The sequence below is a fragment of the Methylocaldum sp. GT1BB genome (genome assembly GCF_051027545.1).
Lineage (GTDB): Bacteria > Pseudomonadota > Gammaproteobacteria > Methylococcales > Methylococcaceae > Methylocaldum.
In genome coordinates this window covers 50,066-66,057 of the sequence record NZ_CP194902.1, presented here as the reverse complement: position 1 = coordinate 66,057, position 15,992 = coordinate 50,066, and the positions used below count along the sequence as shown (strand labels likewise).

14 protein-coding genes are annotated in these 15,992 nt (G+C 58.7%); 8 read left to right on the top strand and 6 right to left on the bottom strand.

Going from position 1 to position 15,992, the window contains the following annotated elements:
• Window positions 1–37 precede the first annotated feature (37 nt).
• From ACR2TX_RS01510 to ACR2TX_RS01495, 4 genes are read right to left on the bottom strand one after another with little or no spacing between them, the layout of a single operon-like run.
• Window positions 38–823 (bottom strand): beta-ketoacyl synthase chain length factor, encoded by a 786-nt coding sequence (locus ACR2TX_RS01510; protein WP_086134484.1) that lies wholly within the window; start codon window positions 821–823, stop codon window positions 38–40.
• A complete protein-coding gene (locus tag ACR2TX_RS01505; RefSeq protein ID WP_086134485.1) occupies window positions 820–2,007 on the bottom strand; it encodes a beta-ketoacyl-[acyl-carrier-protein] synthase family protein in 1,188 nt (395 codons plus the stop codon). The genes ACR2TX_RS01510 and ACR2TX_RS01505 overlap by 4 nt, the downstream gene beginning before the upstream one ends.
• A gap of 53 nt (window positions 2,008–2,060) precedes the next feature.
• The gene (locus ACR2TX_RS01500; RefSeq protein ID WP_434130975.1) at window positions 2,061–4,376 is read right to left on the bottom strand and encodes an MMPL family transporter; all 2,316 of its coding nucleotides are present in this window, start codon (window positions 4,374–4,376) and stop codon (window positions 2,061–2,063) included.
• Window positions 4,373–5,005, bottom strand: a complete 633-nt coding sequence (locus ACR2TX_RS01495; RefSeq protein WP_086134486.1) for a LolA-related protein — start codon at window positions 5,003–5,005, stop codon at window positions 4,373–4,375. The genes ACR2TX_RS01500 and ACR2TX_RS01495 overlap by 4 nt, the downstream gene beginning before the upstream one ends.
• Before the next feature lie 831 nt (window positions 5,006–5,836).
• Between ACR2TX_RS01495 and ACR2TX_RS01490 the strand changes: the two genes are divergently transcribed.
• From ACR2TX_RS01490 to ACR2TX_RS01480, 3 genes are all read left to right on the top strand, one after another.
• Window positions 5,837–6,487, top strand: coding sequence for a DUF938 domain-containing protein (locus tag ACR2TX_RS01490; RefSeq protein WP_156880741.1), 651 nt, complete (start codon window positions 5,837–5,839; stop codon window positions 6,485–6,487).
• A 45-nt stretch (window positions 6,488–6,532) separates the two neighbouring features.
• Window positions 6,533–7,111: a beta-class carbonic anhydrase gene (locus ACR2TX_RS01485; protein WP_077731637.1), complete on the top strand. Its 579-nt coding sequence runs from the start codon at window positions 6,533–6,535 to the stop codon at window positions 7,109–7,111.
• 165 nt (window positions 7,112–7,276) lie between these two features.
• On the top strand, window positions 7,277–7,633 hold the full coding sequence (locus ACR2TX_RS01480) for a cupin domain-containing protein (protein ID WP_086132823.1): 357 nt from the start codon (window positions 7,277–7,279) through the stop codon (window positions 7,631–7,633).
• 585 nt (window positions 7,634–8,218) lie between these two features.
• Here the strand turns inward: ACR2TX_RS01480 and ACR2TX_RS01475 are convergent.
• Window positions 8,219–9,406, bottom strand: a complete 1,188-nt coding sequence (locus ACR2TX_RS01475; protein ID WP_434130972.1) for an ankyrin repeat domain-containing protein — start codon at window positions 9,404–9,406, stop codon at window positions 8,219–8,221.
• A gap of 206 nt (window positions 9,407–9,612) precedes the next feature.
• Here ACR2TX_RS01475 and ACR2TX_RS01470 point away from each other — a divergent pair, with 206 nt between their 5' ends.
• The 5 genes from ACR2TX_RS01470 (at window position 9,613) to ACR2TX_RS01450 (ending at window position 12,957) form a co-directional block, all read left to right on the top strand.
• Window positions 9,613–10,662: a hypothetical protein gene (locus ACR2TX_RS01470; RefSeq protein WP_434114027.1), complete on the top strand. Its 1,050-nt coding sequence runs from the start codon at window positions 9,613–9,615 to the stop codon at window positions 10,660–10,662.
• A 276-nt stretch (window positions 10,663–10,938) separates the two neighbouring features.
• On the top strand, window positions 10,939–11,565 hold the full coding sequence (locus ACR2TX_RS01465) for a class I SAM-dependent methyltransferase (RefSeq protein ID WP_086132821.1): 627 nt from the start codon (window positions 10,939–10,941) through the stop codon (window positions 11,563–11,565).
• A 93-nt stretch (window positions 11,566–11,658) separates the two neighbouring features.
• Window positions 11,659–12,042: a hypothetical protein gene (locus ACR2TX_RS01460; protein ID WP_086132820.1), complete on the top strand. Its 384-nt coding sequence runs from the start codon at window positions 11,659–11,661 to the stop codon at window positions 12,040–12,042.
• A gap of 261 nt (window positions 12,043–12,303) precedes the next feature.
• On the top strand, window positions 12,304–12,696 hold the full coding sequence (locus ACR2TX_RS01455) for a Rieske (2Fe-2S) protein (protein WP_077731688.1): 393 nt from the start codon (window positions 12,304–12,306) through the stop codon (window positions 12,694–12,696).
• 36 nt (window positions 12,697–12,732) lie between these two features.
• Window positions 12,733–12,957, top strand: a complete 225-nt coding sequence (locus tag ACR2TX_RS01450; protein WP_086132819.1) for a hypothetical protein — start codon at window positions 12,733–12,735, stop codon at window positions 12,955–12,957.
• 562 nt (window positions 12,958–13,519) lie between these two features.
• Here the strand turns inward: ACR2TX_RS01450 and ACR2TX_RS01445 are convergent.
• A complete protein-coding gene (locus tag ACR2TX_RS01445) occupies window positions 13,520–15,985 on the bottom strand; it encodes an EAL domain-containing protein (RefSeq protein ID WP_434130969.1) in 2,466 nt (821 codons plus the stop codon).
• Window positions 15,986–15,992: the final 7 nt, after the last annotated feature.

Below are 15,992 nucleotides of genomic sequence, written 5' to 3'. Positions count from 1 at the left end.
CCCGCATGAGGGAGCAGGCCAATGAGCTCCGATCGGTCTAGGCGCATGGCTTAAGCCCGACCCGCGCTTGGCCATAACTCAGTTCGGCAGGCTCGGAACGCGCCAGAGCCGCCAAAAGCGGCAGGCTTCGAGCCGCGGGATTGCCGGCGCGCAAGGCCTCGAGCCCCGCATCGTCCATGTGGCCTATGTCGCCCGCATTGGCGGTATCGAGGCCGATCGTCAACTCGCCGAGGCTGTGCTCGGATCTTTCCGAAGCAAGCAGTAGGGAGACCGCAAACGGTGCCAGCAACGGACGAGCCCGGAGAATCGGATCAAGCGGCGGGAAATCATAGGCGACGAGTAGAACCTTCGTGTCTTCGACGAATGCCTGGCCGGCGGTTTCCAGCAGTCCCATGGCGAAGGAGTCGTCGAAGCAGGACAGGCTGGTGGACGCCTGCCGCGAACCGGTCGCGATGCTCCAGTATCCGGATGCCGCGTTGTGGACCGAGTTGTGGAATTGGGTCGGCGAGATCTGCCGCTCGACGGTGGCCAATTCCTCGAAAATCCGATGAATGATTTCGACTTCGCCGCCCGAGGACGTGAATACCGTCGCGATATCTCCCGCGTTTACGTCCGGCGGTAGCGCTTGTTCCGCCACGTCGATCGCGAGCCGGGTAACGGCGGTGCTTCTTCGTCGCTCCGCCGCAGGAAGTCGGCTCGCCAGGAGCCGCGGCAGCTCGCCGCCAGCATAGGCTTGCCGTCCGGCCAAAATCTCGCGGCTCTCCTTCCAGGAGGAAAGCCCGGGACCGATCATGCCGACGCCTTCGACGAATACGCGGATCATGAGCGTTTTCCCAGAACCAGGCTGGCGTTGTTTCCGCCGAAACCGAAGGCGTTGCTGAGGACGGTCCGGACCGGCCGCCGCAGTTCCTCGGTGGCGATCCAGGACGCGATCTCCGGATCGACCCGCTCGGTGTTCAGGCTGCGCGGCACGAAGCTTTCGCGAATGCTCAGGCAACCGACGATGACATTCACGATTCCCGCCGCTCCCAGGGTATGGCCCGTCCAGCCCTTGATCGAGCTGCACGGTACCGCTGCGGCGAAGAGGCCGGACACGGCTTTATCCTCGGCGGCATCGTTGGCTTTGGTGGCGGTGCCGTGCAGATTGATGTAATCGATAGCGCCCGGATCGATCCCGGCCCGCTGCATGGCCTTGTTCATGGCCTCCGCCGCACCCAGGCCATCGGGATGGGGCGAAGACATGTGGTAGGCGTCGGTGCTTTCGCCGTAGCCGAGCAGCGCGATATCGCCGGTGCCGCGTTCCGGTTTTTCCAGCAGGGCGAAACCGGCCGCTTCTCCGATGGAAATGCCGTTGCGGTCTGCATCGGCTGGACGGCACGGGGTGGACGATACCAGTTCGAGCGCGGTGAAGCCGTATAGGGTGGTAAAGCAGAGACTGTCGACGCCTCCGACGACTGCCGCATCGCACAGCCCCGTCTGAATCAGGCGCGCGGCGCTGGCGAAAACCTTGCTGCTGGACGAACAAGCCGTGGAGACGACGGATGCGGGGCCCTGCAGATCGAGATAGCGCCGGGTGAAATCGCCCACGGAAAATGTATTCTGGGTCTGCCGATAACGAAAGTCGGGCGGCAGCGCCCCGGTTTCGGGATTGCGCCTCCGATAAGCGGATTCCGTTTCCAGGATGCCGGATGTACTGGTGCCGAGAATCACCGCGATTCTTTCCGGCCCATAGCGCCGCCGGGCGCTTTCCACGGCTTGAACGAAGCCGTCCTGCTCGAGACCGATCCGGGCCAGGCGGTTGTTGCGGCAATCATAATCGCTTAAGCGTCCGCTTACGGGTTCGTTTTCGATTCCGTCGATCCGGCCGATGTAAGTGTCCAGTTCGGTACCCGGAAAGTCGCAGTGGCGAAGACCGCTGCGCTGTTCCCGAAGCGCCGCCGAAGTCGCATTCAGCCCCCTTCCCAGACAGTTGGTCAGGGTGAATGCGGAAATAATCAAAGGCTGCATCAAGTGGGTGTGGAGAAAGATAGCGTGAGATGGCGATGTGAAGAATTCAAGTATTATGCCGAAGACGGATTCCGTCTGGCCAGCATCGCTGCGAAAAGAACCGCGAGAGCCGCGCCCATGGCCACGGTGCTGCCGATGGCGTTGAGAATGTTGACGCTCGATGTTGCCAGAATGCCGAAAGCCATTACTGCGCTGAAGCTGCAAATCAGAAGCGACAGGAGGGTCCGGTTGCGCTCCTCCGGGGTTCGGCTGGGTTTGTTGAAGAACAATGCCTGGTCCATGCCGAGCCCCATTACCAGGAGCAGCGAAACCAGGTGATAAAGCGACAGGCCTCCGTACAGCCTCATCAATACCGCTGCGGTGACGAAAGCCGCAGCGGCCATGGGCGTCACAACCCGCAGCATGCCGCCCGGCGAGCGGAGTCCGAAAGTCAGCAGGATCACGATGGCTGCCACGCTCGCGCCGAGCAAATGAACGGCTTCGCGCCGGTAATCCCGAAGCAGCCGGCTCGATGCCTCGCGAAGATCCAGATAGATGAGGTTCTTGTCCGCCGCGAGCGCCGCCTGCAACTGCGCGGCATCGGCCACGCCGACGAGCGGAACCAGGCCGACCCAGAGCTCGCCATGCCGGAAAAGGAGCGATTCGATCTTGAGTCGGAACGAGGTTCCGGCAAAGCTCGTTTCATCGAGCAGCGGCGTATGTTTCGCATGCGATACGTCGGCGATGAAGGGTTCGAAGGCATTGGGCTTGAAAGACGTTTTCCGGAGCGCTTCATCCAGGTTGCGCCGCAGGATTTCCGTCTCGGGCAAGGCCGACTGCCGATGGCTTTGCGTTTCATGGCTGGGCAGGTAAAGCGCCGCCATGTCGAATCCGGCCATCGTTCCGTTGTCGGCCAGGGGCTGTAGGATTCTTTTCAGATCCTCGCTCCGCCTCAGAACGGTTTCGGCACCGGCGCCGGTTACGACGATCAACTGGCGAAGATCCGGTGCGCCCAGATCGCGGCGCAGGGCTTCGTCCAGCGCTTTGCGGGACTCGGGTACCGGGCTCAGGGCATCGATATCGTCGTTCCAGAGCGACGCGCCGGAGCCGGTTATCCATGCAATCGCGGCGAAGATCAGCAAAGGCGGAACGAAGCGGAACCGGCTTAGCCTTCTGAGAAGCTCATCGGCATGCAACCCTCTGACGATCCGGTCGGGTAGGGCGATATGCTGGGGCATGAGCGCCGGCATGATCCAGCGGCAGGTCAGCCCGGCGGCCAGGAGTCCCGTCGCCGCGAAAACGCCCAATTGTGAAAGGCCTTCGAAGCCCGAAAACAGCATCGCGGCAAAGCCCGCCACGTTGGTGAGTATGCCAAGGCGTAGCGTCGGCCAGATCAGGCTTACCGTCTGGCGGCTGGTCTCTCCACGGCGCACATGGGTGAACAGATGGTTGGGATAATCGGCGGCGACGCCGAGCAAGGTCGCGCCGAATCCCAGGGTGATGCCGTGTATCCCGCCGGACCAGAGGCTCACCGCGCAGGTCCCTGCCAAGGCGCCCGTCGCCAGCGGCACCAGGCCGAGCAGGATGACCCGCAGCGACCGGTACACCGCCGCCAACAGCAGCGTGATCGCCAACGTATTGAGTAGGGACAGCCTAACGGCATCCTGCGTGATGGTGGCGTTGGCTTCCACCGAAAACGCGCCAGGGCCGCTCAGGAGCAGCTCGACCGAGCGGTTTCCCTTGACCGCCGCGAAGCTCTCCCGAATCGCAGCCACGGCTTCGGCCTGGGCATCCAGATCGAAAGCAGGCTCTTTCGTCTCCGCCACGAGCAGCGCCCGACGGCCGTCCGGCGAGAACCAGACGCCCTGTCGGAGCGAAGGCCCCGCGGATTTCATCCAAGGCCGCAAGGTTTCGAGGAATTCGCCGGTCGGATCGCGGGGCAGGAATTCCTTTTCCAATAAACCGGCCGGCGAGGCCAGTTCCGCCAGGCGCGCTTCCAAGGCTTGCCGGAGCCCTTCCGCGCCGAACCGCTGTTCGCTGACCTTAGGGCTCAAGAGATAGCGATTTTCGAACAGAAATTCCCGGTCTGCCGCGGAAAGCCCTTGAGTCCCGTTGTCGATCCGCACGAACGCGCGGTTCTCCCGCAACCGTTCCGCCAGGCGTCGACTGACCTCGGCCAGATCGGATTCCTTGTCTCCCTCCAGCGCCATGAGCAGCAGGCGGGACGCGACTCCGTGACGCAACTGCTCGACCAGGATCTGCTCCGCGATTCCCGCCTTTTTCGGGAGAAAATGCGTGAGGTCGGTGGAAATTGGTGTGCGGAACAGCGCGATCCATGCGCCTGCCGCCATGAGGACCAGCCACACGAAGACCGGCAGGCGCTCCCTCACGGCCGATGCTCGATGGTCATGACGGAGGTGTCGCCCCCGGTTTCCTCGATTTCGACTCGATCGATGCGGTCGCCGCTGCCTCGAATCCGGATGAACCGAACCAGCTTGGCCATATCCGGTTCGGTGGGCACCAGGGCCAGCAGCCAATTACGTTTCGATCCGCCGAAGCTGACTTTGTAAAAGCGGTTCAGGGTCGCGAGATCGCCCGCCAGCGGCGCCCTGATGCTTTCCACGAAAGCCCAGATGGCGGGTTGGGAAGCCAGCGAAAGGGTCTGTTTGACGCCTTTTGCGGGATTCTCGATGGTCAGGGAGTCGCCATCCACCGTATAGCGCTCCTCGAAGGGGGAAAGCACCCGTTTTTCGAGGAACGACGGCGCGCGGTAGATCAACGTGCCGCTCAGGCGCATGGGTTCCTTGAGGAGCGCCATGGTCTTGATTTCGGTATAGCGTTTCTCGCCGCTCTCGATGCGGGACAGTGCGCTCATCAGCGCATCGATGTCCCAGCGCTCGGCCGCGCCAGCCAGGGTTACCGCCAAAATGAAGCTGAGCGGAATGACGAGCCAACGCGAGATATACGGTATGCGTCGCGCCAGGCAGCACGCCCGGCCCGTTCTTGTCCCAAAAGTCATAGGATGCCTATTGTTCTGATTCTTCGAGTAGGTTTCGGCGATGTATCGAACGCCGGAAGGGTATCTGAATAATCAATGATCGCGATGGGTGATGCGAGGTTGCCTACATGATAGTAAGGCGTCCTCCGCCAGGGAATAGCGGCGCGCTTTATCCGCTCCCATCTGGATATTTCTCAAGGTCTAGCCCGGATTTCTCACGTCTCTTCATCGCGATGGCGCCGAGGCGCCGGTGTGGCGCGCCGCACGGATTGAGCGACGGGGAAGGCGTAGCCGATACTACGTCGAGCCGCCGTGCCAGAGCTGTAGGATGTGCCGACGAAGGAAGGGTTGCGACTAAAGCAACCGTTTGCGATTGGAAGGGCAGCTCTGGTGCTCCCAGAGAAGCCGTTTGCGATTGGAGGCGCATCGCTCGCGAACGATGCGGTTCGTTCCTCACCGCATCCTACGGCCTCTGTTTGCAATTGGGACGGCGTCCGCAGTAGGAAGGGCATCTCTGGCGCTCCCAGAGAAGCCGTTTGCGATTGGAAGGGCGGCTTCGGTGCTCCCGGAGACGCCGTTTGCGATTGGAAGGGCGGTTTCGCTGCTGAAATACGCCATAAGAGTTTGGATGTGGATAACGGCGTGATCAGCGACGTGGATCGCCGCCACATGAATTGCATTTTCATCCTGTGAAGCCGTTTTTCAAGCCCGGGTGTGAAGTTTCTTATAAGTACCTGTTTTTACGTTAAAACCGAATCGAATAAGCTTGGCACATAAGCTGCTACCTGCTATAGGCCTGTCCGTCAGGCTTGTCCTAGAACTGATAACCTTTTATTCCAGAGGAGATGTTTCATGTACGAGGACAGACCCCCACTCGATCCCCATCCGTTGAGCCCCTACGTGGCTTGGGCGGGGCATCGCAACCGTGATTCCATCTTGGAAACGCTGAAAACGCTGCTCCCGAAAAACGAGGCCCACGTGCTCGAATTCGCCTCGGGGAGCGGCATGCACCTGCATTACTTCGCGCCGCATTTCGAGCATCTGCAATTCCATCCCACGGACATGAACGAGGAGGTGTTTCCGAACATCGAGAAGCTGACGGCGGAGAGCGGCCTCGGCAATATCCGGAAACCGCGCCGGCTGGATCTCACCCAGCCGGACACATGGCCTGATCCGGACGAGGAGGAGTTCCACGCCATTTACTGCATCAACATTTTTCAGGTTGCACCGGTCTCCATCGCCGACGGCATGATGCAGTGCGCTTCCGAGGTATTGGCGGACGACGGCCTTCTGTTCATCTATGGCCCCTTCAAGATCGACGGGCGATTCACCACACCATCGAACGAAGAATTCGATCGGACCCTGCGTTCGGCCGGCGTGCCGGAATGGGGCTTGAAGGATACGGCCGACCTGAACCGGGCTGCCGCCAAACACGGTATGAAGCTGGACAAAGCCATGGACATGCCCGCCAACAACTTCGCCCTCATCTACCGCCGGGGCTAATAGGCGGCTTGTCTTTTACAACAACAATCCTTAGGAGGAAATCATATGAGCCAGATCCTGACCGAAGTTCTAAACGCCAACCAAGGCTATGCTGCCAGTTTCAACAAGGGCCATCTTCCCTTGCCGCCGGGGCGGCATTTCGCGATCCTGACCTGTATGGACGCGCGCCTCGATCCTGCCAAGTACGCCGGTCTTACCGAGGGCGACGCCCACGTGATCCGCAATGCCGGCGGACGGGCCAGCGACGATGCCATCCGCTCTCTGGTGATTTCGTACAAGCTGCTCGGCACCCGCGAATGGTTCGTGATTCACCATACCGATTGCGGTATGGAACTGTTCACCAATGAGATCATGGGCGATCTTCTGAGCAATAGCCTCGAAACCGCGACCATCGACGCCAGCGGTTGGCACGATGTGGGTAAAGGGCCGGGGTGTACCGACGGCAAATACATCAACTGGCTGACCATCAAGAATCAGGAACAGAGCGTTGCCGAGGACGTGAGACGCATCCGTAATCACACCCTGGTGCCGAAGAACATTCCGATCTACGGTTTCATCTACGACGTAAGATCGGGCAAGCTGATCGAAGTACCGGAGGCGATGAAAGCCGGTCGCGTCGGCTGAATTTCGGTTCCGACGAGTCGAAGCGGATAAGCCCCAAGTGGAGTCGGTCGGAGTATCCATCCATCGACCGACTTCCCGCCCAAGATTCGGTCGGTACGATTGGTATGAACAATTTCGAGAGGCAATACCATGCAACGAAATCCAAGCTGTTCGTATATCGCCCTCATGCTGGGCATATTAATTTTCGGTGCCGGGATCGGCTCGGCCTACGCCGAGGAAGCGCCGACGATGGCGCCGCGGCAACTGTTGTTGAAAAAGGCGGTACCGCTATCCGCCGATACCGTCGAAACACGAGTCGTTCGGGTTCAGTTCCCGTCCGGCTACAAGACGCCCCTGCATACCCACGAAGGTCCCGGTCCGCGCTACGTACTCAAGGGGAGGTTAAAGGTGGAGGACTCCGGCGAGACGCACGTCTACGGTCCGGGCGATGTTTTCTGGGAAACGGGGGCCGCCATGACCGTCGAGAATATTGGGGGAGGCGACGCCGAGATCGTGATTTTCGAACTCGCGCCGGTGAAGTGAGATTAAGGCCATGAATCGCCGTGTCGATTCCGGAGGATGACCCGTTCGGTTCATCCGGCAGATGCCGACTTGCCTGTTGTCGGTGACTATTTTTCGTTCGGAACCAGCCGTTGTTTGGCACGTGGCGGACGGTCGGAATCTACCGGCCTGCCGCATCCATCGTGCTCCCTGCTGCTATACCGGTTTCAGGTCATCCGGCCGCGCATCCGGCTGTCCCATCGCCGCCATTAGAGCATTTTCATACCTACTGTACGGGCACTCGCGAGTAGGTCGGGAATCCTTCCCAATCGCAAACGGCGTCTTCGGGAAGGGCGTGGCCGGCGCTCCCGGCCAGGCCGTTTGCGATTGGAGCGCCGAAGCCGCCCTTCCCGACACCACGTCCCGGCCGAGCGTCTTCGTCGGAAGGGTCGCGACTAAAGCGACCGTTTGCGATTGGGAAAGGATTGCCGAGCTACGAATGCTTGAATCAATTCACCCGAGCCGAAGGCGCCAACGACTTTCGCCAAGCCGGTTTTGCCGTACGAGCGAGATGAAAACGCTCTATCATCCTTTGAAACCTCGCGGCGTGTGATCGGCTTGACCCCTTTAATTCGTCCGCCCTTGCGCTTCTTCCTCGCATAACGCCTTCCATCGTTTCAGCGTCATTTTCTTCCCGAACCTCAGATTCTCATCTTGCAGGCTTACATTCGCCGGATCGCGTGCAACATCGATGAATTCTCGAGGGGCGCTGGTTGGTGCCCCTTTCGAGACGAGGTAATTCAAAATGTCGGGCCTTTCCGCATAGATAGCCATGTCGCTCGGAAAAACCCTGAGCTCGGGGTCTTTTCTATCAACCGCGTAACCGGCTTCGACGAGAATTTCGACGGCCTCTCTGTTTTTGACGGCGATGGCCAATAGAAGCAGGTCGTCCTTGGACTCGATACTTGCGTTTCTCTCGATCAGCTCCTTCAAAACGAAAGGGTTTTGGTAGCGAACGGTATAATAGATGACCGAGTGGCCTCTCCAATCCCTGGCATTGATGTCGAACTTTTTCTGCATCATGAGGCGAGCAATTTCATCGTGACCGCCTTCCAATGCGGCCATTATCAAAGTGTTTTTATAGCTGTCATATTCATGGTAATCGAGGTTCAGCTCTTCATTATTCAGGAGATTTTTCGCTTGCGCGTAATCTCTTTTCTTCATTGCCTGAATGAATTCTCGTTCGAGGTTGCCCGGTTTCCAGGTGTCCGGAATCAGTCCGGGAAGATACTCTTTCGATGCCATGACGGCAGCAAAACCAAAGATGCCGATAAAAGCCCATTTGACGTGTTTGAACCAAACGGGAGCGTGTTCAAAAATAGGGTCGACATCGTTTTCTGTCGCCGCGGACAGCATTGGCCAGCATAGAAGAGTCAATCCGAAGAAGATCGAACCGAGAACAAAATAAATGGCGGCGGCGGTATAGCGTACGTAAAAGGTATCGACATACACGCCGCCTTTTCCATCGGCCACGACGCTGATAGGGACCTGGTCTCCAGGCTCATACCATTCGATGGGAACGATATTGGGATCGGTGTAAGTTTTGCCCTTGTACTCGACCTTGGGCTGCGGAAACCAGACGCCCGTCGTGTAACCGGTGCCTGTTGTTTTTCGGACTCTGGATATCTCTTGGTGGTAGCCAAGCAGTTTGGCGGTGGTTTTCTCGAGAGAGGATGAGAGAACCGTTACCCGCAGTGATTCGTAGGTTTCATGGCAGGCGAGCCCAATCAGGCCGATGCCCGTTACGATGAACAAGCCGGCGACAAACCTAAATAGTCCCATAGCTTATCGTTTCTTTCGATGGTTTATTGTTGCGATCATATATTGCGTCGGCATAAAGAGCGATCTTCGACAATTCAGTCCGTAGGACGCACCGACATTCGGGAAGCGCCCTTCGACTCGGCTCAGGACAGGCGTCGTCGCCGGTTTGGCAATGCTGAAAGCGGCCAAGGTTCGGTTGATTGTCCGCCGCAAATTCTAGTCTAAGACATAGTGGCGGCGCACAATTCCACTGTTCGGATTGGTATCTCTCGCGCGGCGGGAAACACCTGGAGCCAGTTACCTCCCTGTTGCCATCCGGGGATTTCGTTGAGCAAGTTGCGAATAATGAGGAAAACGTCCCTTGTCATTTGCCAGGCTTATCCACCATGTTGTTTCGGGTCTCATTCCTTGAACGCGTATTGATCCGGTTTAGCGGAAAGATTTCGACCTTATCCGCCAGGGTAAAAATCTCCGCTTTCCTTGTTTTGGTCGCGTTCGCCTTGGTCGGTGTTTATGCCACCGTCACATTCATGGTCGAGCGATGGTATTACGGCGCGTTCCCTGAAGCGCAAGTTACTGCCAGCTATCGGAGAGACATCAAGATATCGAAACATCTCTTCGCTCTTGAGCTCGCAAGAACAATCAATACCAAACACCCAAACAGAAAATACTCGACCGTTGCGGCCGCCCGCCTCGATATCGAAAGCGCTGTTTACAAGGTAGAGCCAGACCATTACAGAAGCATCGATAATTTTATCGAGGATGTGAAAAAGGAGGTTTCTTCCGGGATTAATCTCAATAATCCCGACAAAAAGGACGTCCAGCGTTTAGCCGATGTCATCAAACATATCCTGTATCTTCGCCTGATAAATCACACGGCTCCGCAATACCTGTTGTCTCAAGGACTGGATGAAAAATCGCTGGATTGCGATACGCTGGTAACGCTCTATCTCGCGGTCGGTGAAGCGCTCAATCTTCCGTTTCGAGCGGTCGTCCTAAAGACGAACGATGCGGCGCGCGGGAACATCGAGCACGTCATGCTCGTTTGGAGAACGGGGAAAGGACGCTGGTACATCGAAGTGACCAATACCGAGCTTGCTGTGCCGTTGAATGAAGACGAATTTCGCGCTTACCGGGAGAAAGAAGGATTTACGACCTTTTCGGAACTCAACTCTTCCGATTTTTTAGAGGACGTGAAATGGACGGAAATCGCGAAGTATTACTACAACACGATTATTTATCGCCCCTGATTCCGTCCTGCTGGTCGGACAAGACCGGTTCGCCTCATCTTCCCGCATTTCGGGACAACCGCCGAGAGCTTCCTCAACCGCCCGAGGTCGTCACCGGCACCGTACAAATCGGCATTCGCATGACCCCGAGGGTCAGCATCGGCGACAACTTCCGGAGAAAGCGAAGCTTCTACTGTGCCGGTTCGTCTCCCTGCCGCGCTCGAAGGACATTGCGTCTTAAGACGACCGCCGAAGTGCTATACACTGGGATCGGAAATTCCCACTCACTGATCGACCATGAAGCTACTGCCCGACGATCTGAACAAGATCGTAACCCTGACACTGGCGCACTATAACCGGCATGCGGAAGATTTTCGGGAGGGAACGCGGAATCACGACGTCAGCCAGAACATTGATGCGCTGCTGCGCCATATCGAAGGGGACCCGCCCTTCAGAATCCTCGATTTCGGCTGTGGGCCGGGGCGTGATCTCAAGGAATTCGCCAGGCGCGGACACATAGCTGTAGGCGTGGAGGGGGCGGAGCGCTTTGCGGCCATGGCGAGGGAGGATACCGGTTGCGAGGTGTGGCAACAGGATTTCCTGCAACTCGACCTTCCGAAAAGTTCCTTTGATGGCGTATTTGCCAATGCGAGCTTGTTTCATGTTCCATCCCAGGAACTGCCGAGGGTACTCGGTCAATTGCATGTCGCCCTGAAACCGGGCGGCGTCCTTTTCAGCTCCAATCCGCGCGGTACCAACGAGGAAGGCTGGAGCAGCGGACGCTACGGCGCTTACTATGACCTGGACGGGTGGCGTCAGCGGATGACCGCTGCGGGATTCGTGGAGCTCGAACACTATTTCCGGCCCGCCGGATTGCCTCGACCGGCGCAGCCCTGGCTGGCCAGCGTGTGGCGGCGGTCCTAGGTTCCATGAAACGAATCCTGCAGTTTCGCCGGCCGGTCTCTTCGCGCGAGCTGGCTTGCACGTCGGGAAACTCAATAGACAGGAGATTTCACGATGAATGTCGGCGATCAGAAATCCTTTTCCGTCCGCGCTAGATCGTTCTGGAACGACAGCGGCATCGATCTCGCCGCGGGTGGCATTTATCAGTTTTCCGCTCGGAGAACATGGACGGATTTCTTCATTTCCTGCGGCCCCGCCGGGTACTCCGGTTTGTCTTATCAGAACAAGTTGGGGTCGTCGCTGCGTCTTCCACGCGAGAAATGGTTCGCTCTCTGCGGAGCCTTGGACCGGAACGGCCAGACGGCATTTGTTATCGGGGAAAGCTGTCGGTACACCGCCGAAGCCGCAGGGCGGCTGTACTGTTTCGCGAACGATGTGCCGGGGTGGTACTGGAACAATTTCGGAAGCGCGGAAGTAATTGCGACGCGCCTTGCTTGAACCCGATTCTTGCCGCTATCGACCTGTGACCGTTTCTCCAAACGATTCGGTGCCGATCGGCACGTTCACGACAAACATTGTCGGGTTTCCATCACTCTTCTTTCTTCGGATATCGGCAAAGGCCCGCGAGATGGTGAAAAATCGAGCAGTTTGTATCGGTTTAATCCTGGTACCGGAATTGCTTGATGGCTCATGGGCGTAACGTCCGCCGAGATCCTGTGCGCGGCGCTTCGGTCCGATCCTCAATCTTGGGTGTGCGATATGAATGAGCTATTTGTAGTTTGCCGTACGACGGAAATAGACGAAGAACAGGCGCGGGGCTTTTGGCTGGCCGTGCGAACCGAGACCGGCGAGGTAAAACCCTGGCCGATTCTGATTACGCGCAAGGGCAACCGTTTTTTTGGATTTGAAAATGTCTGCCCTCATGCCGGCAGCCGGCTGGATACCGTACCGGGGCAGTTCATGGATGAAGATGGCAACTTTCTGACCTGCGGCCAACATCACGCCCAGTTCGACATCGATAGCGGGCACTGTTTCATTGGACCCTGCCAAGGCAAGCAGCTCACAGCCGTGCCTTTGATCGTCGATGACGGCGATGTTTGCGTCACCGGCGTGGAACTAGCCGAAGAAGACGGCCTGGATCTCGACGCGTGATGAATTTCCGGACGGCGGTTTTGTGAGGAATCCGAGATGACACCGGAGCAGCAAGTCCGGCTTCGCGCTTTTCTGGCGAGCCTGCCGGAGATGAGCGTGGATCAATTGTTCGAAGCTCTGCACAACGCGCGCAGCTGCAAAGCGGCAGCGACCGAAGGCGATGCTCCTTATTGGCGCGCGCTGATGCTCGGCGTGGGCGAACAACTGCACCGGCGTCTTGGCCCCGGCGCTCTGCAAGAATATGCCAGCCGTTATTGCTGAACCGATCGGCTGATCGCGATCGACACGATTCACCGAAAACGTTCCCGGCGAAGAGTCCGCGCGTTCGGGTGGTCTTGCGGGCGTGAACGCATCGGTAAGAAAGCTCTGATCAGGTCCTTCTTCAGGATCGGGACAAACGGTAAGGTGTTGATTCGGCTCGTGGTGAGCTCATCGACTCCCCTCATGCGTCCAGACGAAGGGCACGAACTGAACCAACTTCTTTAGCGTTTCCGTAATTTTTCCGGAATTCGGCCTCGCTGGAAACCACACTTCCTCGCCGGGAAACCGGCTTTAGAGCATTTTTCACCACAATATAGCGACATAGCATGGGAGACCGCTCCACCCCCTAAAATGGAAGCCGAAAGAATCGTAGGTCGGCAATCCGTTGCCGACAAACCCGCTGGCCGGACAGTTGCTGTCGGGAAGGGTCGCGACTAAAGCGACCGTTTGCGATTGGGAAGGATTCCCGACCTACAACAGCGGGCGCTACACCAAACCGAGAAACCGGCTCTAGCCAAGTTTTTGAGCAGTTCCAGCGCACCCATAAGCGAGTGAATGCCATTCATCGGTTCGCCATGGCCGCTTCCAAAATGGCTTGCATCGTATCGGCTGTCATCGGGCGGCCGAATAAATAGCCCTGGGCGACGTCGCAGCCGTGGCGCTTCAGGAAAGCTAGCTGGGCTTCCGCTTCCACTCCCTCGGCCAGCACCTCCAGATTCAGGTTCCGCGCCATGGCGATGATGGCGGCGGCGATTTCCATGTTGGACGTATCTTGAGGAATGTCCCGCATGAAGCTTTGGTCGATTTTGAGCTTGTCGATGGGGAAGCGCTTCAGATAGGCCAGCGACGAGTAGCCTGTACCGAAGTCGTCGATCGCAATCCGGACGCCGAGGTCCTTGAGGGCCGCCAGTTTGGCCTCGTTCTCCGGGCCATCCTCCATGAGGGCGGTTTCGGTGATTTCCAGTTCGAGGTGATGGGACGGCAGGCCGGTTTCGGCCAGGATGGCACGGATGCGTTCGTGAAGATCGCCCTGCTGGAACTGGCGCGGCGAGAGATTGACCGCCAGCATTTCCAGCGGCAGACCGGCATCCAGCCAGGCTTTCATGCACCTGCAGGCCGTGCGCAGTACCCATTCGCCCAGCGGCACGATGAGGCCGGTTTCTTCCGCCAAGGGAATGAAACGATTGGGGGAAAGCAGACCCTGGTCGGGAATCTGCCAGCGCAACAGGGCCTCCACGCCGAAGATCCGGCCATCCGTCAGCGTCACCAGCGGCTGATAGTGCAAGATGAATTCATCCCGGTCCAGCGCGTGGCGCAGCCGGGTTTCCAGAGCGAGCCGCTCGTTGGCGGACGTGGTCAACGACTCGGTATAGAAGTGATATGTCCCTCGACCGCTGTCTTTTGCCTGGTAGAGCGCCGCATCCGCGTATTGGATGAGCCGATCGGCATCATCGCCGTCGTCGGGGAAAATGCCGATACCGAGACTGGCGCCGATGTAAACCTCCTGTCCGCCGGACAGCACGAAGGGCGCGCTGAGCCGGTCGATCAGGTGATGAGCCACGCTCGCGGCGTTCTCGGGATCGGACAGTTCTTCCAGCACCACGACGAATTCGTCGCCGCCCAAGCGGGCCACGGTATCGGTCTCGCGCAGGCATTCGCGCATGCGCTGCGAGGCGAGTTGCAACAGTTCGTCGCCGGTGGCGTGCCCCAAGCTGTCGTTGACGTTCTTGAACCGGTCAAGGTCGAGAAACAGTACGGCGCCGCGACTCCTATCACGCCTGGCGCGCTCCAGGGCATGGTTCAGGCGGGAGAGGAGCAAAAGCCGATTGGGCAAGCCGGTCAGCGGGTCGTAATGAGCCAAGTATTCCAGTTGGGTTTCCGAACGCTTGAGGTGGGTGATGTCGGTAAACACCCCCACGTAATTGACCGCCTCGCCTTGCTCGTTGCGTACCGTGCTGATGTTGAGCCACTCCGGATAGATTTCGCCGCCCTTGCGCCGATTCCAGAGTTCCCCCTGCCAGGAGCCGGTGGTACGGATGGCGTGCCACATGGCTTGGTAGAACGAGCGGCTATGGTGGCCCGATTGCAGAAGGCGCGGGTTCTTGCCCGAAACCTCCGCCTCGGTATATTCGGTGATCATGGTAAAAGCCGGGTTGACCGTGAGGATGTTGCCATCGAGGTCGGTAATGATCACTCCCTCTTGAGTGCTGGTGAATACGGTAGCCGCCTGACGCAGCCGCTCCTCCGCCTGGCGTTGCTCCGTGATGTCCGAGGCCACGCCCGAGGTCAGGATAACCTTGCCGGCATCGTCGCACAGCGCGTAGCTGCGGTCGTTGATCCAGCGCACCGTGCCGTCGGGACGGTTGATGCGGTACTGAATGTCGTAGCGCTGGCCATGGGCCAGCTCTTCCAAGGCACGCAAGACTTGCCGGGAATCCTCGGCATGCACGGCCTCCAGCCAAAGCTTGGGATTCGCATACAGTTCGGCGCAGGGTCGTCCCCAGACCTGTTCGAATGCGGGGCTCACGTAAAGAACGGACCGGAAATCCGGCGAGCTCAGCCAGAACACTTCGCCTATCGTTTCCGCCATCCGGCGAAAACGCAGTTCGCTCTCGCGCAGGGCCATCTCGGCGGCATGCCGCACACGCCGCTCCTCCATCTCGCGCAAGCTGCGCTCTATGGCCGGCCCGAGACGGCCCGGACGGTCCTTGAGGACGAAGTCCCAAACGCCCTGTTTCAGGAGTTCGACCGCTCTCTCTTCGCCGATACTTCCCGAGATCAGGATCACCGGCAAATCGGGCAGCCGTTCCTGTATGAGCCTGAGACTCGCTTCGAAATCCAGGCCGGGTACGCTGTAGTCGGATAACACGGCATCCCAGCTCTCTTCCTCCAGGGCCTGGTTCAGTTCTCCGCAGCTCACAACTCGCCGACAGCTGGCGGTCAACCCGTGAAGCCGCAGCTGGCGCTGAATCAAGAGGAAGTCGGTCTCGCTATCTTCGATGACCAGAAGGTTTAGCGGCGCGGTCACGGTCTCG

What these genes read in the sequence shown, in the direction of transcription:
- ACR2TX_RS01510 (WP_086134484.1), bottom strand. Translation starts at nt 823, where the DNA reads ATGATCCGCGTATTCGTCGAAGGCGTCGGCATGATCGGTCCCGGGCTT.
- ACR2TX_RS01505 (WP_086134485.1), bottom strand. Translation starts at nt 2,007, where the DNA reads ATGCAGCCTTTGATTATTTCCGCATTCACCCTGACCAACTGTCTGGGA.
- ACR2TX_RS01495 (WP_086134486.1), bottom strand. Translation starts at nt 5,005, where the DNA reads ATGACTTTTGGGACAAGAACGGGCCGGGCGTGCTGCCTGGCGCGACGC.
- ACR2TX_RS01490 (WP_156880741.1), top strand. Translation starts at nt 5,837, where the DNA reads ATGTACGAGGACAGACCCCCACTCGATCCCCATCCGTTGAGCCCCTAC.
- ACR2TX_RS01485 (WP_077731637.1), top strand. Translation starts at nt 6,533, where the DNA reads ATGAGCCAGATCCTGACCGAAGTTCTAAACGCCAACCAAGGCTATGCT.
- ACR2TX_RS01480 (WP_086132823.1), top strand. Translation starts at nt 7,277, where the DNA reads ATGCTGGGCATATTAATTTTCGGTGCCGGGATCGGCTCGGCCTACGCC.
- ACR2TX_RS01465 (WP_086132821.1), top strand. Translation starts at nt 10,939, where the DNA reads ATGAAGCTACTGCCCGACGATCTGAACAAGATCGTAACCCTGACACTG.
- ACR2TX_RS01460 (WP_086132820.1), top strand. Translation starts at nt 11,659, where the DNA reads ATGAATGTCGGCGATCAGAAATCCTTTTCCGTCCGCGCTAGATCGTTC.
- ACR2TX_RS01455 (WP_077731688.1), top strand. Translation starts at nt 12,304, where the DNA reads ATGAATGAGCTATTTGTAGTTTGCCGTACGACGGAAATAGACGAAGAA.
- ACR2TX_RS01450 (WP_086132819.1), top strand. Translation starts at nt 12,733, where the DNA reads ATGACACCGGAGCAGCAAGTCCGGCTTCGCGCTTTTCTGGCGAGCCTG.